Below are 21,985 nucleotides of genomic sequence, written 5' to 3'. Positions count from 1 at the left end.
AAAATAGGTATTTCATTTTTGCATCAGAAAATCTAACTGATAAATATCAAAACAAAAATGAAAAAAGAATTTAAAATTGCACTCACAGGCCTTACTTTGCTGCTATTTTCGCAGTTTGAAAGTAAAGCGCAAATAGTTTTGCAACAGGATTATACAAATTTTAATTCTGCAGCAATTGGAACATTTCAAAACGTTAACTTTCGTGAAAGTGGTTTTTCTGGATTGTTTCCAATAGCCAATACAAATGGAAAAGAATTTTGGACAGTTTCTGATAGAGGTGTAAATGTTGATTGCGCAAATGCAAATCCGACAGGTTGTCATCCTACTTATGATAAGATGTATGCATTTGCTAATTATGCACCCAAAATTCATAGAATAAGAATCAATGGAGATTCGTTGCAAATTTTGCAGTCAATAACAATGAAGCGCCCTGCTGGAACAGGAGCAACTGGGCTCTTAAACCCTTCTGGATTTGGTAGTACAGCTGCAGAAGTTTGTTCTACAGATACCGTTTCAAATTGCGCAGATTTTAATTTGAAAACAGCTGCAAAAGATGTTTGGGGAATTGACTCAGAGGGAATTGTTGTTGACCAAAGTGGAAATTTTTGGATTTGTGAGGAAGGTGGTCCAACGATTTGGAAATTAAATGCAAATGGAATTGTTGTTAATCGATTAACTCCCTATGCAAGTTTGCCTGGAGCGCAACCAGAGGATATTATTATCGATTCTGTTTTTAAGTATCGTAAAAATAATCGCGGTTTTGAAGGAATAGCAATTACCCCTAACGGAAAAATTTATGCAATTCTTCAAAGTCCTGCTTTGTACCCAAATACATCCATAGGAGAAGGAACAAGAATTCATCGAATTCTAGAAATTAACCCAGTGGATAATTCTACTCAAATGTTTGTTTACACAAATGAAGGAATTATTGGTGCAAGTGGTCCTAATCAAATTCGTTATAAAGATTGGAAAATTGGTGATATGTTCGCAATTAACAACTCTGAGTTTTTAGTAATAGAAGCTGCTGCAAGAGGAACAACAGATATTAAAAAAATATACCGCATTAATTTAAGTGGTGCAACTCCTGTTACTTCAGGATTATATGGTGGAGTAACATTGGAAGCATTGGTGAATGCAGCTGGACTATCTGCGAATGGAATTGTTCCTGCAACAAAAACACTTTTTATGGATTTACTTGCTAACGGCTGGCCAAGTGCTTTAGATAAAGCAGAAGGGTTGGCTATATTAAATGATAGCACAATAGCAATATGCAATGATAATGATTTTGCATCTACATGTCCTTTATCAGATGGAATTGTTTTACCAACATCATCTGTTGGCCATTTAATTAAATATGGTTTATCAGGAAGCAATAAAATTTCAGGTTTTCAAGCAGTAGAAACAACTTTAATTCAAGGTCAAACGGCACAAAGTACTTCTCAGTCGCCTTACTTAATTCCGAGTGTAGTAGGAGCAAAATTCACATCAATACTATCAGCAAAAGATGTTATAGGTGGATATAAAATGTGTGGTTTGCCGGATGGATTGGGCGCTTTCGATAATGGGAATGGTACATTTACAGTTTTAATGAATCATGAAATGGGTAACACACTTGGTGCTACTCGTGCACATGGTTCAATTGGTGCTTTTGTTTCAAAATGGATTATTAATAAGTCTGATTTAACAGTTGCTAGTGGAAGTGATTTAGTTCAAAACGTTTATTTATGGAATGGATCTGGTTATACTTTGTATAATTCTAGTAATCCTTCACCATTAGCTGCATTTAATCGTTTATGTTCCGCTGATTTACCGTTATCAAGTGCTTTTTATAATAGTGCAACAGGCTTAGGAACTCAAGAACGTATTTTTATGAATGGCGAAGAAGCCGGTTCTGAGGGGAGAATGTTTGGACATATCGTAACTGGTCCTAATGGTGGAACATCCTATGAGTTGCCATATTTGGGAAAATATAGTGTTGAAAATGCAGTAGCTTGTCCAGTTGAAAGTAACAAAACAATTGTTGCAGGAACGGATGATACAACTCCAGGTCAAGTATATTTTTATATCGGAACCAAAACAAATACAGGAACTGAAATTGATAAAGCTGGATTGACCAATGGAAAATTATTTGGTGTTGCAGTAACTGGATTGACCGCAGAAGTAAGTGGAAGCGTTCCTTCTTCAGGAACAACATTTACAATGGTTGATTTAGGGGTTGTAAACAATATGACTGGTGCGGCTATTAATACTGCAAGTAATTCTGCAGGTGTCACAAATTTTCTTCGTCCGGAAGATGCTGCATGGGATCCATCGAATCCAAATGATTTTTATTTTGTAACAACGAACTCGTTTACAAATCCAAGTCGTTTATGGAAACTGCATTTTACAAATATTGCTAACCCTGAATTAGGCGGAACAATTACAGCTGTTCTAGATGGAACAGAAGGACAAAAAATGTTAGACAATCTTACAATCGATAATTTTGGACATGTTTTGATGCAAGAAGATCCGGGAAATCAATCACATTTTGCAAAAATTTGGCAATATACTATTGCGACAGATGTTTTAACCCAAATTGGAAGTCAGGATGCAACAAGATTTTTAACCGGTGGTGCAAATTTCTTGACACAAGATGAGGAATCTTCCGGTATCATTGATGTTCAAGGAATATTGGGTGCGGGGATGTTTTTAGCTACAGATCAAGCACATTATAGTATCTCTGGTGAAGTAGTAGAAGGCGGACAATTATTAGCATTTTACAACCCCGATACATATACATCTAATCCTGAAATTTTTGTTCAAGGAAATAGTGTGAATATTTTAGATGGTGATTCCTCACCATTGTTAGCGGATAATACAGATTTTGGAAATGTAAACACAGGAAGTTCACTAACCAAAACATTTGTAATTCAAAATGCTGGTCCAGGTAGTTTATCATTAAGTGGAATTAGTTTTTCAGGGGTAAATGCTAGCGAGTTTACTTTAGTAAGTGCTCCAACATTTCCATTGACAATTGCTTCTAGTGCATCGCAAACAATCACTGTTCAGTTTGCGCCAATGGCAGCAGGTCTTCGTTCTGCTAACATCAGAATTGCAAGTAATGATTTTGATGAAAATTTGTATGACTATGCTTTACAAGGGACAGGCGTTTGTATTTTACCAATTGCTGCAGTAACTTCGGGTGGTGCTACTACATTTTGTATTGGTGGAACTGTTAGTTTAAGTGCTACATCCGGTGCAACATCTTATTTATGGTCGACTGGTGCAACAACTCCTTCAATTACTGTTAATGCATCTGGTAGCTACGCAGTAACTGTTACTGACATTTATGGTTGTACTAATGTTTCTGCTTCAACAAACGTAGTGGTTAATCCTTTACCGGTTGCTACAATTTCTGCAGCGGGTCCAATAAGTTTTTGTGCGGGTGATTCATTGTTATTAACAGCAAGTGCTGGTTTAGTTTTTCAGTGGTACTATAATGGAAATCCAATTTTAGGAGCAACTGCAGGTGCGTATTATGCAAGCAATCAAGGAAATTATAGTGTGAATGTAAATGATGGAAATTGTTCTGCAACTTCTCCAAATACATATATTACTTTGTTTTCTTTACCAGCTGTTCCATTGATTTCTCAAAGTGGATCCGTGTTGACATCTACATTTGCTTCCACCTATCAATGGTATTTGAACGGAACTCCAATAGTTGGAGCAACGTCACAAACATATACCATAACTGCTAATGGAACATATACAGTTGTTACAACAAATTCTGCAGGTTGTGAAGAAGCATCAGCTCCTTGGGTTGTTACTACAACTGATATTGCATCAATACAAATTTTAAACGATGTAAATGTATTTCCAAATCCTTATTCTGAATTTACTACAATACAAATCAACATCGTTGAAAACTCAAATGTAGTAGCTGAAGTATATAATGTATTAGGAGAAAAAATACAAACAATTGTAAATAATGAATTGACTCCGGGAAGTCACAACTTTAATTTTGGTGCTAAAACGTTGGGTTATACCTCAGGAGTATATTTTGTTCGAATTGCAATCAATAATCAGTTATCTGTAATTAAGATTATTGAGAATTAAGGAGTTGTTGAATCTGCGTTGTTTAAAAAGCCGAGCGTTGAACCTCGGCTTTTTTCATAACTTAAAGTTTACATTCATAACACATTCTTCATACAATCTTAAATTTCCCTTCACTGCTTATGCAACAGTTCTGGCGTATTTTTGTACCGTAATTAATAAGCAATGAAAAAAGGCATTTTAATATTGGTAGTTAGTTTAATAACAAATCTTGTGGTTGCCGGAAATGGCATCGACAATAAAAACGCAACTAACACTAAGCTTGTTTCAGGGAAGGTAATTGATAAGATAAGTGGAGAAGAGATTGCTGGAGCTGAAATTAAAATTGACGGAACCATTGTTTATTCTGATTTGAATGGAAATTTTTCAGTAAATATGAATGTTGCTAAAACAGAGGTCGTTGTTTCTTTTGTTTCTTATAACGACACCAAACTTAACATTGAGCCTTTTTCTTATAATACCCTTGTTGTGGAGTTGGAATCAAAATAAAATTCATTTTCTTATATAAAAAGCCCTGAATGTTGATTTCAGGGCTTTTTTGTTTCCAAAAAATGCCAAAATTTACCCACCTCGTACGTTAAGTTTACATTAACTTAACATTAAAAAATATTTATTGGATAGTAAGCATAATCTTAAAACTATTCTGCTTTACTTTGCGTAGAAATTAGTAGTAACAACTAAAATTTATCGTTATGAAAAAAGTAATCGCATTATTCATCATCCTTATCAGTGTATTAGGTGGAGTATCGGCTCAAGATTTAAGTATTGTTAATAGCGAATCGGTTAAAACGGTTGTTTTAAAAGATGGAATCTATTATACGAGCAAAGGAGATTTGTATTCGGGTTCATATACTGCCTATTTCGAATCCGGAAATAAAAAATCTTCATTTGATGTTTCGAATGGTAAAGCGAATGGAATTGTTACTTATTATTATGAGAACGGAAATGTGATGGAAAAAGGAGCATTTGTGAGTAATGAAAAAAATGGAGAGTGGTTACGTTGGGATGAAATGGGAAATAAAATTGCACAAGCATTTTATTTAAATGGCAAAAAAGATGGATTGTGGTTGGTGTGGGATGCCAAAGGGACAAAACGCTACGAGATGAATTATGCGAATGGAGAGAAAACAGGTAAGTGGATGATGTGGGATGAGAATGGAACTTTATCAAACGAAAAAACATACAGCGCATTATAAAGAATCGTTTTAATGAAAAAAGCCTCTGCAATTTGCAGAGGCTTTTTTGTTTTATATTTCTAGACTATAGCCAATTCCTTTAATCGTTTTGATGTATTTATCTCCTAATTTTTCTCTCAACTTTCTTATGTGTACATCAATTGTTCTATTTTTTGCATAAATCTCATAGCCCCAAATCAATTGTGAGATCTCTTTTCTTGTAAATACTTTTCGAGGTGAAGTCGATAATAACGAAAGTAGTTCAAACTCTTTTCTTGGTAAAATAATTTCTGCTCCTTCCAAAAAGATAAGATATCGTTCACGGTCAATGGTTAATCCGGTAAGTTTACTTGTATCAATTTCTGTGTGATGACTCGAGTGTCTTTTTAACAAAGCTTTCAATCGACTAACCAAAACTCTAGGTTTAACAGGTTTAATGATGTAGTCATCTGCCCCAGCATTAAATGCTGCTATTTGTGAATAATCTTCGTTGCGTTCGGTGTGAAAAACAATTAAGGTGTTTTCTAATTCGGGCTTATTTCTTAATTCGATGCAAATATAAATTCCATCTAACTCGGGCATAAGCACATCCACTAATACAAGTTGTGGCAACTCATCAACAGCTAATTGAATGGCTTCACGTGAATTTGTTGAACTGATGACAGTAAACCCTTCCGATTGCAAAGCAGCAGTGACAGTTGCAATGATCTCCGAATCCGCATCAATTAGCTATATTTTAAAATTTCTGTTCATCATTTTATAATAGCGCTAAAGTACCCAGCTTGTCCTTGTTTTACATTAAGTTAAGATTAAGTTTACTTTAGGAAATCATACCGTATAATTTTGTTAAATTTGTAAAACTTGGCTGTAAATTGTGCTGAGTGTTAATATAAAACGACACATGGAAAAATTAGAGATTTCAAAAAGCTATGAACGATTATTGCATGGAAATAGGAGTTGGGCTGCAGAAAAATTAAAAAGTAATCCTGATTATTTTAAAGGTCTTTCCTTAGGGCAAACGCCTGAATATTTATGGATAGGTTGCTCTGATAGTCGTGTGCCGGCTAATGAAATTACCGGTACTAAATCGGGTGAAATATTTGTTCATCGGAACATTGCCAACGTTGTGGTTCATACCGATATGAATTTGTTGAGTGTGCTTTATTATGCGGTGGAGGTTTTACATGTTAAGCATATTATTGTATGTGGTCATTATGGCTGTGGCGGTGTGATAGCTTCTATGAATAACAATGACAATGGCTTTGTTAATAATTGGCTTAGAAACATAAAAGAGGTGTATGCTAAGCATAAAACTGAACTAAATGCCATTTCAGATGTTAAAGAGAGAGAAAATAGGTTGGTTGAGCTAAATGTTATAGAGCAAGTGCATAATTTGGGAAAGACCAAAATTGTTCAACAAGCTTGGCAGAGAAGGGAGTTACAGGTTCATGGATGTGTTTATGGATTTGAAGATGGTTTGATTAAGGATTTAAATGTCATGGTGGATGAAACAACTGATTTAGACCCCATTTTTAGATTTGATTTGTAAAATTTTGTTAAAAATCGCTGGAAATAAACAGCACGAATCGTAGCAAACCATTTTTTTTACGCATATTTGTCGCCTTACCGGATAAAATTTGAAAAAAATAATTACATATACATTTGTAGCACTGATGTTCATTACTGTGAATTTTCAGGCAGTTTGCTTCTTAATGTATGCTTCCGGACACACCATTGTTCTGTCGCCCAATTTCCTTAGTGAAGAAGAGCGACATGAGTCTGAAGAGTCATCCGATACTGATTTTGAGAAAAAAAACTTGGATTATTTACATTTTAACAATGAAAGTTCATTTGTAGTATTAGGTGATTTCGATTTCGCTCACGAAACAAAATTAAAATTCATTTCAGCAAATTTTAGCGGAACCATCTACACACCTCCCGATGTGTTTTTTATTTAATTCCTGATTTCACGCGTCTGTGAAATTTTAATTCGATTACAATTTTTGTTTGTTACACCATTTTAGGCCACTTAAGTGTTCTATGGTGTTTCTGTTTTAATATTTATTCATTAAATACATTTATTTCTATGCACAACACGAAAGGCTTAACTTTTAAGTATGTAAAAAATGATTTACCGGCCGGATTGGTTGTTTTTTTAGTTGCACTTCCTCTATGTTTAGGGATAGCATTGGCTTCGGGCGCTCCCTTGTTTTCTGGAATTATTGCTGGAATTGTGGGTGGAACAGTTGTGGCTTTTGCCAGTGGTTCTCCTTTAAGTGTTAGTGGTCCAGCTGCCGGATTAACCGTAATTGTTTTAAATGCAATCACGCAGTTAGGTAGTTACGATGTTTTTATGCTCGCAGTAGTAATGGCGGGTGTGATTCAAATTGCATTGGGCTTTTTAAAAGCCGGTGTAATTGGATATTATTTTCCTTCCTCTGTAATTAAGGGGATGTTGGCAGCCATTGGTATTATTTTGATCTTAAAACAAATTCCGCATGCCGTTGGATATGATATAGATAATGAAGGAGATTTTGATTTTTTTCAGACGGATGGTCATAACACATTTTCTGAAATTTTTTATGCCTTTAATTATATTCATCCTGGTGCAGTTATCATTGCAGCAATCTCGCTTTTTATTTTAATCATGTGGGAACGACCATTTTTGAAAAAGTATGCATTTTTTAAAATTGTTCCCGGTGCATTATTGGTTGTTGTGCTTGGAATTTTAATAAATGAATGGTTTAAAACAAACAATCCAAGTTTGTATTTATCAGGCGAAAAACTAGTACAACTGCCAGTCGCCAATTCTGCCTCTGAATTTATTGGTCAATTTACGTTACCTAATTTTAGTGCATTTGGAAACTATCACGTATATGTGGTAGCAATAACGATTGCTATTATTGCCAGTTTAGAATCATTGTTAAGTGTTGAAGCAGCAGACAAATTGGATCCATATAAACGCAATACCCCCACAAATCGGGAACTAAAAGCACAAGGCTTAGGAAATTTGGTTTCAGGGATGATTGGTGGACTTCCCTTAACCGCTGTAATTGTGCGTAGCTCCGCAAATGTAAATTCCGGTGCAAAAACAAAGTTGTCCGCAATCATTCATGGTTTACTTCTTTTGCTGAGTGTAATCGGTTTGGCAACAGTTCTTAACAAAATTCCATTAGCTTGTTTAGCTGCTTTGCTTTTGACAGTGGGTTATAAACTCGCTAAAATCTCTTTGTTTCGATCCATGTTTAAATTGGGTTGGGAACAATTTTTACCATTTGTAATCACAGTTGTTGCAATTCAATTTTCCGATTTGCTTAAAGGCATTGCAATCGGGATGGTGATTGCTATCATTTTTATTCTTGTGAATGTTTATAAACGAATTAAAAAATCGCAAGGCTCAGAAAGTATGATGGCAGCACTTAGCCGTTTGATGAAAAACAATTACAAAGCAGAGTATTACTACAAAAAGAAGGAATACAAACCGGGAGAGCAAATTGTTATTCAACTTGATGAGGATGTTTCTTTTATCAATAAAGGGAGCATCGCTTTTACATTGGATGATTTGCCAGAGGACTCTGCCGTACTGATAGATGGAAGTAAATCGCATACAATTGATATTGATGTGCTTGAAATTTTACACAATTTTAAAAGTGCAGCAGAATTAAAAAATATAAAATTAGAATTTAAAAACGTTCCGGAATTTAAAGGTGTTTCCGGACATTAAAAAAATATAAAACTATGAAAGCACATACAGCAGAAACGCAGGCGTCTATTACGCCAATGAAAGCATTGGAAATTTTAAAAGAAGGGAATCAGCGATTTGTTAAAAATTTGCAGGCAAATAGAAATCTTCTTCAGCAAGCAAATGATACACGTGAGGGGCAATGGCCTTTTGCTGTTATTTTAAGTTGTATCGATAGCCGTACGTCTGCAGAATTAATTTTTGACCAAGGCTTAGGAGATGTCTTCTCCATTCGTATTGCCGGTAATGTGGTGAATACGGATATCATTGGCAGTATTGAATTTGCCTGTAAAGTAGCCGGTTCAAAATTGATTGTAGTGATGGGTCATACTAGCTGTGGAGCAGTGAAAGGAGCTTGTAATCATGTTGAAATGGGAAATCTTACAGAGTTGTTGTCGAAAATTCAACCGGCAGTTTATCAGGAAAAACTTACGCTGGATACTACTAAAAGAAATGCAAGCAATGAAGAGTTTGTTGAAAACGTTGCTACCTTAAATGTAAAACGCTCGGTAAAAACAATTGTTGATAGAAGTTATATTCTGGAGCAGATGATTGAAAAAGGGGAAATTGCTATTATTGGTGCTAAACACGATTTGGAGTCTGGTATTGTTGAGTTTTTTGAGGATACCTTAATTAGCGGAAAGTCAGATGTGCGCGCACAAATGAGTTATTAAAAATCGATTTTTAATAAAAAGAAGTAGTAATTCTTACGTTGTTTTTTGTCCAATATGTTTTTAAATGAATAGCACGACCAATAAAAATCATTTAGATGGGATGTTTGATGAAGCGCATGTTTTACATGAGCTGAAGCATTATTTGCCTTCCCAAACACCATTGAAAGATTTTATTCATCACAACTCCTTGCATGCGTTTCAAAACATGAAGTTTTATGATGCCATATTTAAAGCATCTAAGATTTTTGGTTTTCAATCGACAATGGAATTGAATGATTTTAGAAAGCTGTATGATGTGGGTAGAATCAGACCGGAAATTTTAGATCGTGTGATCCTCAGCAGAAAAGGTAAAGAGCAATTGATTGCTTGGAAAGAGAATGCATTGTCAAAAAGTTATGATGAAAATATTCTCCCCCGAATTGGGCGATTAAGAGCAAATTGGAAAGCAACCCATCAAATCGATCTGGATACAATGGTTCAACCGCTTCTGTTTCGAGTATTATGTAGCTACTTGGATCAAGGAATTGCAATTTGGGATTTTCCTGTAGGAGGGAAAAGTTTTTTAGAATCGATTAAAGAATTGGAGAAAAATAGCTTTACCAGTTTATTCAAAACTTCCAGGGCGAAAAAATTGTTGTTCCAGCAAGAGTTGTCAATGCAGCACTTGTTGAAAATGTTAGTTGGTGATGAGGCTTATTTCGAACAATATCTATTTGATCAGCAATTTAGCCATCGTGGCTGGAGTGGAATGGTAGCAGCTGTTGAAGAAAAGCCGGATACACTTTTAAGTCCAAAGAAAATTTCACTAACGGATTTAATTATTTTCGAATTGCTTCTTGAAATTGATAATTTGGATTATGTTTTAGGTAAAACATGGAAGCCTTTATGTGAAAATATAGAAGATAAGCCGTTGGATTTATTCGCAGATGTTCAGAACTCCGAATTGCACGAAGTATTCAAAATTTGGCAAGATGCATTTGAATGGAGCTATTATGATGAAGTGTTAGCCGGTGTTCAACAATTGAGCTTATCAAAGCAAAAGAATGTAGATGTCAAAGCGAGCGGACAGAAAACATTCCAGGCGATGTTTTGTATCGATGAAAGAGAATGTAGCTTACGAAGACATATTGAGCACATAGACAATTCTTGTGAAACATTTGGTACTCCCGGTTTTTTTAGTGTGGAGTTTTATTTTCAGGCGCACAATGCTAAATTCTATGATAAACTTTGTCCGGCACCCGTTACTCCAAAATATTTAATTAAGGAATACGATGTTTCTGATAAACGTAAACATGATCTTTTTTACACCAATAAAACACATCAATCATTCACCGGGTTTATCAGTGCTTTTACTTTGGGCTTTTGGGCAGCGATTCGATTAGTTCAAAATTTATTTAAACCGAAGATGGCTCCGGCTATTTCAAATGCCTTTGCACACATGAATCCCAAAGGCAAATTAACAGTTGAAAATACTGCCTTATCCAATCAAGAAAACAATTTGCAAATTGGATTCACTGTTGACGAAATGGCTACCCGCGTTGCCAGTTTGTTGAATGGCATTGCTTTAACGAAAAAATTTGCACCAATTGTTTATGTTGTAGCTCATGGAAGTAGCAGTGCAAATAATCCGCACCATGGAGCGCATGATTGCGGTGCTTGTAGCGGTCGTCCAGGCTCTGTCAACGCCCGCGTATTTGCCACAATGGCGAATAATGAAAAAGTGAGAGCAGTTTTGAAACAACAAGGAATTGATATTCCAACTGAAACACAATTTATTGGTGGTTTGCATGATACAGCTGCCGATGAAATTGAATTTTATGATTTGGATATTCTGAATGAAATGAATTCAAAAAAGCATAAAGAGCATGCAATCGCTTTTGAGCATGCGTTGGATTTGAATGCAAAAGAACGTTCCAGAAGATTTGCTTCTATCAATACAAAAAATAGCCTTAAAAAAGTTAGACAAGCTATTAAAGAGCGTTCCGTTTCTTTGTTTGAGCCTCGCCCGGAACTTGGTCATGGAACGAATACGCTTTGTATAGTCGGTAAACGTGACTTAACAAAAGGTTTGTTTTTAGACAGAAGAGCTTTCTTGAATTCCTACGATTATAAAACAGATCCGGAAGGCAAATTTTTAACAGGCATTATGAAACCACTCGGTCCGGTTTGTGGTGGCATTAATTTGGAGTATTATTTTTCAAGAGTAGATAATTATAAGTTGGGAGCTGGTACAAAACTTCCTCACAATGTAATGGGACTTTTTGGTGTTGCAAACAGTAGTGATGGAGATTTACGCCCCGGTTTGCCGTGGCAAATGATAGAAGTACATGATCCCGTTCGTTTATTAATTATTGTTGAACATTTTCCGGATGTTGTTTTGAAAACAATACAATCGACACCTGAAATGTATGAATGGTTTATTAATGAATGGGTGCACTTGGCCGCAGTTAATCCTGAAACAAGTGAGTTGTATTATTTTTCAAAAGGAACATTCGTTCCTTATCAACCATTAGCTGATAAAATTCATTTCTTTAAAGATGTCCATGCCTTGTTAGAAGGAGCAAAAGAGATGGAAACAAATCATATTGCACATGCAACACAAGAAAATTTACCAATTTATTTTTATAACTAATTCATAAATGGAACAGTTACTTCAATTCTTTATTTTAATACCATTTGTTGGGTTTGTTGCAAGTTTGTTTGTAAAGGGAAAACAGGAAAAAGTTATTTCCGGAATTGCAATCACAACCATGGCAATTCATTTTATTGCACTTATAGGTTTTGTTGGATATTGGATGTTTCAGAATGCACCGATTTTAAATATCAAGCACCTTACATTTTATAAAGAAGACAATATTGAAATATTTATTAATTTATATTTTGACAAACTAACGGCCGTTTTTGCACTGGTAGGCGGAAGTATTACATTCTTAGTCGCTGTTTTTAGTCGCTTTTATTTACATCGCGACAGCGGGTTCAAGCGATTTTTTAATACCCTTTTGCTCTTTTATTTTGCATATACCGTAGTTATATTTTCAGGCAACTTTGAAACACTGTTTGTTGGTTGGGAATTTTTAGGCATTACTTCCTTTTTATTGATTGTTTTTTATCGAGATCGATATTTGCCTGTTAAAAATGGATTGAAAACAATTTCTCTTTATAGAGTTGGCGACATTTGTTTGATTCTGTCGTTGTGGATGAGTCATCATTTATGGCATGAGAACATTACGTTTTATAAATTGAATGATGCACAACTCGTAACATCGCATATCGCTGAGCACAGCTATTTTGCAATCTTTATTATTGTTATGTTTGTAATTGCTGCATCGATTAAATCTGCACAAATCCCTTTCTCATCTTGGTTGCCTCGTGCAATGGAAGGACCTACTACTTCGAGTGCAATTTTTTATGGATCGCTTTCTGTGCACTTGGGTGTGTTCTTATTATTGCGAACCTATCCTTATTGGAATACAATGGTGAGTATGAAGGTGCTTGTAATTATTATCGGGCTGGCTACTGCGATTACTGCATCGCTCATTGCACGTGTCCAATCCTCTGTGAAAACTCAAATTGCTTATGGTTCTATTGCTCAAATCGGAATTATGTTTATTGAAGTAGCGATGGGTTGGCATGTATTGGCTTTGGTACATTTTGCCGGGAATGCTTTTTTAAGGACTTATCAGTTGTTGGTTTCTCCATCGGTTTTAGGATACTTAATTCATGATCAGTTTTTTAGTTATATGCCGAAACAGTTTGGATCAGGCAACTCTTTTATCCGAAAAGTGAGTAATAGCTTTTATTTGTGGAGCCTCAAAGAATGGAATATGGACGTTGTACAATTTCGCTTTTTATGGATGCCAATCAAATGGTTCGGACGTAAACTTAGTTTTATCAATACAAAAGTAATGTTTGCTCTTTTGACTGTGATTTATTTGGGTGGATTGTTCTGTTTTACATTTGAAGATGAAATTCCTAAAAACATAGACAATAATTTGCATTTATTATTTGGATTTATTGGAATGCTTCTTGTCATTAAAGCATTTGCAGTAAGAAAAAGTGCCCTTATTGCTTGGATGTTAATTATTGCCAGTCAGTTTTATGTGATTCTTTCCATTGCATTTCTCAATGATAAATATGAGTATGTGGAGATTCTCATTTATATCAGTGGATTATTAATTTCTGCCGTGGTGGGATTTATTTGTTTGTTGAAATTGAAACGCATAGAAAAGAATTTGAGTTTAAACGATTTCTATGGTCACATCTATGAGCATCCCGGGTTAGGATTTTTGTTTTTGCTATCCTGCTTAGGGTTTGTGGGTTTACCTTTTACTCCTTCGTTTATTGGAATCGACTTAATGTTTAGTCACATTCATAAAGATGAATATTTATTAATTCTATTTTCTTCCGTCAGCTTTCTATTTATAGAAATTGCAGCTTTACGAGTTTATTCACGTTTGTTCTTGGGGCCGCATAAAAAAGGGTATCATCCAATTGCTTATAGATCGTCATAATAATAAAAAGCAATTTTTGAATTTGTGAAAGTAAGAATCGCAATATTTTTTTTAATGGTAGTGTGCTCACAAGCTATTGCTCAAGTAAATACTACTGATATTGGTTCATGGGGAATGTTGTTTAATCAAACTCGCATTCATAACAAATGGAGTATTCACTCTGAAGTGCAATTCCGTAGTTATGAAATTCTACCAAATACAGAACAGTTGCTTATTCGTGGCGGACTAAATTTTCATTATAATCCATCTATTATATTCACTGCTGGTTATGGTTGGATTACCAATTATGTTAACAATGAAAATGTTTTTAAGGATCAAATAGTTGATGAAAATAGAATTTGGGAACAAATCATTTTAAAAAGTAATACAGGAAGAGTTTATTTTGAACATCGTTATCGCTTTGAACAACGATGGATTTCAACTTCTGCAAATACAAATTATAAAAATAGACTTCGTTATTTGGTGCGACTAACTATTCCTATTAACAATAAAGAAGTGAAACCCAAAACCTTGTTTGTCGGATTATATAATGAAGTTTTCATCAATCTTGCTAATTCACCTTTTGATCGAAACCGATTATATGGTGCATTGGGTTATCAAGTAAATTCATCTACAAATATTCAACTTGGTTATCTTTTACAAACAGTTGGAACAAAATCCAAACAGTACCTCCAATTAGGGTTAACAATTAACCCTAATTTACGTAAAGAAAAATAAACATTTACGTAATAATTTCTTTATATCCTTTCTTGATATTGAATTTTCGGACTTCGTGGTTCCTAAAGTGTTGTTGTAAATGATGTTCATTTATTTTCATGGCTGAATACATTGTATTTAAAGCTTTTTTGTTTTTTCTTTTGGAATTTGCTCCTGTAAAATATTTACATAAAGTTAACATATGGATAACATTAATGGAATTTAGCGACTATACATTTGTCGCAGATAAAATTTAATTTACCATTAATTAACCAACATGAACAATTTAAGAAATGTTATTTTAACACTGGCAGTTTTGTTGATTATCAATACAAAAATGAGTAGTCAAGAAGCAACAGGAAACCAATTGGATACTCTTACTCGCAATTTAAAAGCGTTGTCTGATGAGTTCACGAAGTTGAAACGACTGAAAATAAGCGGATATATCCAGCCGCAATACCAATACATCGATTCAGCTGGTGCACCATCTGTTGCAGGAGGAGACTTTGTAAATGATAAAGGAAATAAATACTACAGCCGTATAATGATGAGAAGAGGTCGCTTTAAATTTACATACGATTATAAAAATGTTCGTTTAATGATTAATACCGATATAACAGAAAAAGGTTTGTTTATGCGTGAAACCTATGTGAAAGTGACTGATACTTGGTTAAAAATGTTCAGTCTTTCTGCAGGACTTTTACAGGATCAATTTGGGTTTGAATTAACACAATCTTCAAGTGAGAGAGAAACTCCGGAACGTGCTCGATACAATCAGACATTGTTTCCGACAGAACGCGATTTAGGAATTTTCGGAACAATGGAATTTCCAAAAACATCAGCTCTGCATGGGGTTAAAGTAGATCTGGCGGTGGTGAATGGATCTGCAGGTGTTTCACAGGAATTTGATAGTCATAAAGATTTTACTGCTCGTTTGCAGTATAAGAAAACAACAAAGAATAAGAAAATTGAATATGCAATTGGAGCATCTTATTACTATGGCGGATATACAATTGGAAGTGTGAAAGATTACAATTCACAAATATTGGCAAATGGGGATTCGGGATTTGATTTTGCCGAAGACACTGCAAATTATTATAGAGTAGCAAAAAGAATTTATATGGGTGCTGATGCACAATTTTCGGTTGATTGGAAAGCAGGTATGACTACGATTCGAGCAGAATATATTATGGGTGAGCAGCCTGGAACCGACAAGTCAAGCAGAAGTGCAGGGGCATTACCTACATCATCCATTTATCATAGGAATTTTGATGGTGCTTACTTTTATTTAATTCAAAATATAGGTAAATCAAAATTTCAAATTGTTGCTAAGTACGATTGGTATGATCCTAACGTAAATATTTCTGGAAAAGAGATTGGGAAAACTGGAACAAATACAAAAGTCGGTGACATTCGGTTTGATACATATGGTTTTGGAATAACTTATCATATGAATGCGAATGTAAAACTAATGACTTACTACGATGTTGTTCAAAATGAATCAACATTGGTTTCTGGTTATGTGAAAGATATTTCAGATAATGTAATGACAGTGCGTTTGCAATTTAAGTTTTAAATTATTGAAAATCAATACATTGCTTGCATTCTTAACATTGGCTTAACATTGAAATAACCTAATAGTAATTGGTAATAATGACATAGGAGCGGTTACAAACATACATTTGTAAAAGCATAAATTTTTTAAAGTAAAATCATAAAATTCTAATACAATGAACTTAAACATTTTTCAATTTTTTCAGCCGAAGGATAAAATATTTTTTCTTCTTTTTCAAAAAGCTTCTCAAAACGCAACCGCAACATCAAAAGTGCTTGTGGAGTTAGTTACGACTTCTTCTTTAGAGCGAAGAAAAGAACTATTCCGTGAAATTGAACGATTGGAACATGTTGGTGATGGAATCACGCATGAAACATTTAATCAATTGAGTTTAAATTTTATTACTCCGTTTGATCGTGAAGATATTCACAACTTGGTTTCCGCAATTGACGATGTAGTGGATTATATACACGGAGCTTCGAAACGAATGGAACTTTACAAAGTAGAAGAAATGACTCCGGCTATTGTAAAATTAGCAGAACTCATTCTAAAAGGTTCGGAAGAGTTAGAAGTAGCTGTAGCGGAATTAAGAAACTTGAAAAATATTACCAAAATTAAAGAAGCAACAGTACGTATAAACAGTATCGAAAATCATGCGGATGATATTTTTGATATGGCGATTGCTAAATTATTTGAAGAAGAAAAAAATGCAGTAGAAGTAATTAAAATGAAAGATGTTTTATCGATGCTCGAAACAGCAACAGATAAGTGTGAAGATGCTGCAGATGTAATCAATGCTATTTTAATTAAAAATGCATAGTGTTGATTTAATTTAATTTTTATTCTTAATACACAATACAAATGACTTTACTCGTAATAGTTATCGCTTTAGCATTGATTTTTGATTTTATCAATGGTTTTCACGATGCTGCAAACTCAATAGCAACAATAGTTTCCACAAAAGTATTAACCCCATTTCAAGCAGTATTGTGGGCTGCATTTTTTAACTGTGTTGCTTTTTTAATTTTTAAAGATCATGCAGTTGCCAATACAATTGGAAAAACAGTGTACTCAGATTTTATTTCTTTGCCGGTTATTTGTAGTGGACTCATCGCTGCTATCATCTGGAATTTATTAACCTGGTGGTATGGTATTCCATCTTCTTCATCCCACACACTTATTGGTGGTTTTGCAGGTTCCGCGATTGCGTATGCTTTTTTGAGCAAAGGAATGATGCCGATTAGTGAAATTATCGATAGTGATAAAATTGGTAAAACATTATTGTTTATTCTACTCGCTCCGATTATAGGTATGATTATTTCCATCTTTTTTACACTCATTTTTATTCAGCATAAAACTTGGCTTAAGGTTGGTATCCTTACTGCTTCGGCTGTTGTGTTGTGGTTTTTATTCATCGGTTTTCAGGAAAACAAACTGAACGAAAACATGAGTAAATTCTTTAAAGTGGATAAATACCAATATGCAATTGATATCAAACACGATAGCACTCAAGTCCATAAACTTGAAAAAGCAAAAGAAAAGGCAGCAGCGTGTGCACCCTATCTTACCAATTATGAGTTTCATGGTTCAGATCGAGTGGTGGAAGATATTGTAAGCAATGTCGACTTGAAAGACATTACCATTAGTAAGTTAGGCGATAAATTAAACTTGTATTTCAAAATTGATCAGGTAAAAAATAAAGCCAAGCTAGACACGACTCATAAAGCAGAATATGTTGCCACTCAAAAAATAGTAGATAGTTTAAAACCAATTACTAAAAAATATTTTGAATTGGGTGCTGAAGGAATGGTAGCAGAAATGAATGCAATGCATCCGATTGCTCCTGATAAAATTGCTGCTTTCAAAAAGGCCATGAAAATTGATATTAAAGCGGACTTGAAAAAGGAAGTAGAAAAGGCAGATAATAAAATTGTGCGTTGGGGATTAGTAGGTGCATTGATGTTGTTTGCGTTGATGTTTATCTATAACGAAAAAATTAAAGAACCAACAGCAAAACGTACATCAGCAATGTTCAAACGTTCACAGTTGCTTTCTTCGGCTGCATTTAGTGTTGGTCATGGTGGAAATGATGCTCAAAAAGTAATGGGTATTATTGCTGCCGCCTTGGTTGCAAACGGATCTATTGTAGATATTAAATCAATGCCGGATTGGGTGCCTATCTCTTGTTATTTGGCAATTGGTATTGGTACATTAAGCGGTGGATGGAAAATTGTAAAAACAATGGGAACAAAAATTACGAAGGTAACTCCGTTGGAGGGTGTTTGTGCTGAAACAGCTGGTGCAACTACCTTATTTCTTACCGAACAAATGGGAATTCCGGTTTCGACAACGCATACCATCACTGGTGCAATTATTGGTGTTGGTGCTACAAAAGGTGTAGGCGCAGTGAAATGGGGCGTTACAATTAGTTTGCTGTGGGCATGGATTCTAACGATTCCTATTAGCGCTATTTTGGGAGCGTTTTTCTATTGGATCTTCAGCTTGTTTTTATAGGAGATATTCTTAGAATAAAAAAAGGGATGATATATTTTATCATCCCTTTTTTATTTTCTTTAACCGATTTACGGATTCACTTCTATTTCACTTGTAGTAACTCTATTACTTAAATGTCCTGCTCGGTCTCTCAATGTGATTTCAAATTTTACAATGGTATGTAGCGGATAATAAAGTGGAGCCGCTCTCAATTTTGCTCTGATTTCTCCATCCAATGCTTTGTATTGCCCATCCGGAGTTAGATTTGGAACACGATACGAATAGAATAATGTGTCAAATGCAGGAGTGGAAGGGTTTGAATCAAATGGCTTAAAAACGCCATCGGTTGTATCTTTATATAGATATTTTAATTGATAGTCATTCGGAGATGTGGCGTCTCCATCTAAAATTCCAATATCACCATCACCATCGGTGAAAGAGATAACACAATCTGCCGAATCGGGTGTGTAGGCTGAATAATATAAAAATTCAATAACAGGTGTGGTCGGAAATTCTTTTTCCTTTACACAAGAAGACATTCCGAATGTCCCCAATAACGCAAAACCAACTATGTATTTAATATCCTTCATTTCTTAATAGATACATAAAATTAATAATTATTTTTGCTCAAAGCAATACTTTAACGCATTTAACCCCCATATTATTGCTCTTTTAGCCTTGAAACCTGATATAGACGCTATTTTTAATATCACTGCCCCGACTCAATTTGAAGAGCTGGCCTTGTCTGTTTTCCGCTACCAAGCGAAGGAATGTGCTGTTTATGCGAAATATTTGTCCGGATTAGCTGTTTTTCCAGAATCCGTCTCTAAAGTTGAAGAAATCCCCTTTTTACCGATAGAATTCTTTAAATCTCATGAGATAAAGTCTTCAGAATCCGACAAAAAATCAATCATTTTTACGAGTAGCGGAACAACAGGAATGGCCCAAAGCAAACATTTTGTTTCGGATGTTTCTGTCTATGAAAAAAGTTATTTAAAAGGATTTGAATTGGCGTATGGGAATATTCAAGATTATTGTGTTTTAGCATTGTTACCATCTTACCTCGAACGAGATGGGTCTTCGTTAATTTATATGGTGGAAGATTTAATTAAAAAATCCAATGAATCGGATAGCGGTTTTTATTTGAATAATTATGATGAGCTGATTACGAAAATAAACGTGTTAGAAGCGCGTAGACAAAAAACGATTTTAATTGGTGTGACGTATGCATTATTAGATTTAGTTGAGAAACAAAAGCTGAATTTAAAAAACACCATTATCATGGAAACCGGTGGCATGAAAGGTAAACGTAAAGAAATGGTGAGAGAAGAATTGCATTCCACTTTATGTGAAGGTTTTGGAGTAGAGAAAATACACAGTGAATACGGCATGACAGAGTTGCTATCGCAAGCGTATTCAAAAGGAGATGGGATTTTTAATTGTCCGCCATGGATGAAAATTCTAATCCGTGATACCAATGATCCATTCGCAATTTTACCTCCAAATAGAACTGGTGGAATCAATGTCATTGATTTGGCAAATATTAATTCCTGCTCGTTTATTGCAACACAAGATTTAGGAAAATTACATCCTGATTTTTCCTTTGAAGTGTTGGGTCGCTTTGATAATAGCGACATTCGAGGCTGTAATTTGTTGGTAGCTGATTAGGCGCTAATCATATTACTGATTTCTCCTTGATTGCGAATCCCTGCCTTAATCACAAAATAATTCTTCTTCCCTTTTTGAACTAAAATGTATTTATTGTTGATGAGATGTGACGCAGATACTTTTAATTCAACATCTTCCACTTTCGCTTTGTTAACTAAAACACCACCGCCTTGAATCATTTTTCTTGCTTCTCCTTTGGAAGAGAAGACTTGTGTTTTTTCCGCAAGCAAATCAATGATTGGAACTCCGGTTTCAATGTCTTTTTTTGAAATTTCAAATTGTGGAACGCCATCAAAAATATCTAAAAATAATTCTTCTGATAGTTTTGCTAAATCTTCCAATGTTCCGCTGAACAATATTTGGGAAGCTTCTACTGCTGCATTGTAATCATCTTCAGAATGAACACGAATCGTAATGTCTTTTGCTAAAGCTTTTTGTAATGTTCTTAAATGTGGTGCGGTTGCATGTTCTGCTTCCAATTTTTCAATTTCTTCTTTGGTGAATAAGGTGAAAATGCGAATGTAGTTTTTTACATCCTCATCACTTGCATTCAGCCAGAATTGGTAAAATTTATAAGGAGAAGTTTTTGCTCTGTCCAACCAAACATTTCCACCTTCGGTTTTTCCGAATTTAGTTCCGTCTGCTTTTTTAATAAGCGGAGTAGTTAATGCAAAGGCTTCACCGCTTGCTTTTCGTCTGATCAATTCCGTTCCTGTAACAATGTTGCCCCATTGATCAGAACCACCCATTTGCAATTTGATTCCTTTGTTTTTCCACAAATAATAGAAATCATATCCTTGCACCAATTGGTAACTGAACTCCGTAAAACTCATTCCGTTTTCCAATCTGTTTTTTACAGAATCTTTGGCCATCATATAATTTACTGAAATGTGTTTCCCTACATCTCTGATAAATTCTAAGAAGCTAAATCCTTTAAACCAATCGTAATTATTTACTATTTCTGCGGAATTCGCTCCTGCATTAAAATCCAAAAATTTTTCTAATTGTTTTTTCTGACAAGCAATGTTATGATTCAATGTTGTTTCATCCAACAAATTACGTTCGGCTGATTTTCCGGAGGGATCGCCTACCATTCCGGTTGCTCCACCCACCAAAGCGATGGGTTTATGACCCGCTTTTTGGAAATGCAAAAGGGTCATGATTTGAACCATGTTCCCAATTCCCAAAGAATCGGAAGTCGGATCAAAGCCAATATAGCCAGTCACCATCTCTTTATTCAATAAATCTTCTGTTCCAGGCATTATGTCCTGTAACATTCCTCTCCATCTGAGTTCTTCAACAAAATTTGTCTTCATTTTTATGCTTTTATAGCTACAAATATAGTATAAATCGGTGCAATTAAATGAGTAAATTTGTTC

The 21,985-nt window shown here is 34.8% G+C and carries 16 protein-coding genes and 1 pseudogene; 14 read left to right on the top strand and 3 right to left on the bottom strand.

Features of this window, described 5'->3' with window-relative positions; all coding sequences use genetic code 11:
• Positions 1-57: 57 nt before the first annotated feature.
• From IPP64_15105 to IPP64_15095, 3 genes are all read left to right on the top strand, one after another.
• Positions 58-4,095: an esterase-like activity of phytase family protein gene (locus IPP64_15105; protein MBL0330696.1), complete on the top strand. Its 4,038-nt coding sequence runs from the start codon at positions 58-60 to the stop codon at positions 4,093-4,095.
• Positions 4,096-4,257: 162 nt separating this feature from the next.
• Positions 4,258-4,581 carry a carboxypeptidase-like regulatory domain-containing protein gene (locus IPP64_15100; GenBank protein MBL0330695.1) on the top strand — a complete coding sequence of 108 codons (324 nt, stop codon included), beginning with the start codon at positions 4,258-4,260 and terminating at the stop codon, positions 4,579-4,581.
• A gap of 203 nt (positions 4,582-4,784) precedes the next feature.
• Entirely contained in the window at positions 4,785-5,288 is a 504-nt protein-coding gene (locus tag IPP64_15095; protein ID MBL0330694.1) for a toxin-antitoxin system YwqK family antitoxin, read from the top strand.
• Positions 5,289-5,339: 51 nt separating this feature from the next.
• On the opposite strand, the pseudogene IPP64_15090 reads toward IPP64_15095, so the two are convergent.
• Positions 5,340-6,023: pseudogene (locus tag IPP64_15090) on the bottom strand (response regulator transcription factor).
• Positions 6,024-6,183: 160 nt separating this feature from the next.
• On the opposite strand from IPP64_15090, the gene IPP64_15085 reads away from it, so the two are divergent.
• The 10 genes from IPP64_15085 to IPP64_15040 all read left to right on the top strand — a co-directional run bounded on the left by IPP64_15085 (position 6,184) and on the right by IPP64_15040 (position 18,959).
• On the top strand, positions 6,184-6,816 hold the full coding sequence (locus IPP64_15085) for a carbonic anhydrase (protein ID MBL0330693.1): 633 nt from the start codon (positions 6,184-6,186) through the stop codon (positions 6,814-6,816).
• Positions 6,817-6,904: 88 nt separating this feature from the next.
• On the top strand, positions 6,905-7,225 hold the full coding sequence (locus IPP64_15080; protein ID MBL0330692.1) for a hypothetical protein: 321 nt from the start codon (positions 6,905-6,907) through the stop codon (positions 7,223-7,225).
• 128 nt (positions 7,226-7,353) lie between these two features.
• Complete coding sequence (locus IPP64_15075; GenBank protein ID MBL0330691.1) at positions 7,354-8,991, top strand: SulP family inorganic anion transporter; 1,638 nt, start codon at positions 7,354-7,356, stop codon at positions 8,989-8,991.
• A gap of 14 nt (positions 8,992-9,005) precedes the next feature.
• A complete protein-coding gene (locus IPP64_15070; GenBank protein MBL0330690.1) occupies positions 9,006-9,683 on the top strand; it encodes a carbonic anhydrase in 678 nt (225 codons plus the stop codon).
• Between the two features lie 64 nt (positions 9,684-9,747).
• Positions 9,748-12,315, top strand: a complete 2,568-nt coding sequence (locus IPP64_15065; GenBank protein MBL0330689.1) for a DUF2309 domain-containing protein — start codon at positions 9,748-9,750, stop codon at positions 12,313-12,315.
• 7 nt (positions 12,316-12,322) lie between these two features.
• On the top strand, positions 12,323-14,194 hold the full coding sequence (locus tag IPP64_15060) for a hypothetical protein (GenBank protein ID MBL0330688.1): 1,872 nt from the start codon (positions 12,323-12,325) through the stop codon (positions 14,192-14,194).
• Between the two features lie 24 nt (positions 14,195-14,218).
• Positions 14,219-14,911 carry a DUF2490 domain-containing protein gene (locus tag IPP64_15055; protein ID MBL0330687.1) on the top strand — a complete coding sequence of 231 codons (693 nt, stop codon included), beginning with the start codon at positions 14,219-14,221 and terminating at the stop codon, positions 14,909-14,911.
• A gap of 256 nt (positions 14,912-15,167) precedes the next feature.
• Positions 15,168-16,466, top strand: coding sequence for a hypothetical protein (locus IPP64_15050; GenBank protein MBL0330686.1), 1,299 nt, complete (start codon positions 15,168-15,170; stop codon positions 16,464-16,466).
• A 154-nt stretch (positions 16,467-16,620) separates the two neighbouring features.
• Complete coding sequence (locus IPP64_15045) at positions 16,621-17,265, top strand: DUF47 domain-containing protein (protein MBL0330685.1); 645 nt, start codon at positions 16,621-16,623, stop codon at positions 17,263-17,265.
• 41 nt (positions 17,266-17,306) lie between these two features.
• Positions 17,307-18,959: an inorganic phosphate transporter gene (locus IPP64_15040; GenBank protein ID MBL0330684.1), complete on the top strand. Its 1,653-nt coding sequence runs from the start codon at positions 17,307-17,309 to the stop codon at positions 18,957-18,959.
• Between the two features lie 68 nt (positions 18,960-19,027).
• On the opposite strand, the gene IPP64_15035 is transcribed toward IPP64_15040, so the two are convergent.
• Positions 19,028-19,528: a hypothetical protein gene (locus IPP64_15035; GenBank protein MBL0330683.1), complete on the bottom strand. Its 501-nt coding sequence runs from the start codon at positions 19,526-19,528 to the stop codon at positions 19,028-19,030.
• A gap of 88 nt (positions 19,529-19,616) precedes the next feature.
• On the opposite strand from IPP64_15035, the gene IPP64_15030 reads away from it, so the two are divergent.
• Complete coding sequence (locus IPP64_15030; protein ID MBL0330682.1) at positions 19,617-20,606, top strand: acyl transferase; 990 nt, start codon at positions 19,617-19,619, stop codon at positions 20,604-20,606.
• Here the strand turns inward: IPP64_15030 and IPP64_15025 are convergent.
• Complete coding sequence (locus tag IPP64_15025) at positions 20,603-21,922, bottom strand: tyrosine--tRNA ligase (GenBank protein MBL0330681.1); 1,320 nt, start codon at positions 21,920-21,922, stop codon at positions 20,603-20,605. The two genes, IPP64_15030 and IPP64_15025, sit on opposite strands and share 4 nt — an antisense overlap.
• Positions 21,923-21,985: the final 63 nt, after the last annotated feature.

Source organism: Bacteroidota bacterium, from assembly GCA_016722565.1.
Classification (GTDB): Bacteria; Bacteroidota; Bacteroidia; order 2-12-FULL-35-15; family 2-12-FULL-35-15; genus 2-12-FULL-35-15.
This window is presented reverse-complemented; position numbering and strand designations above follow the sequence as displayed.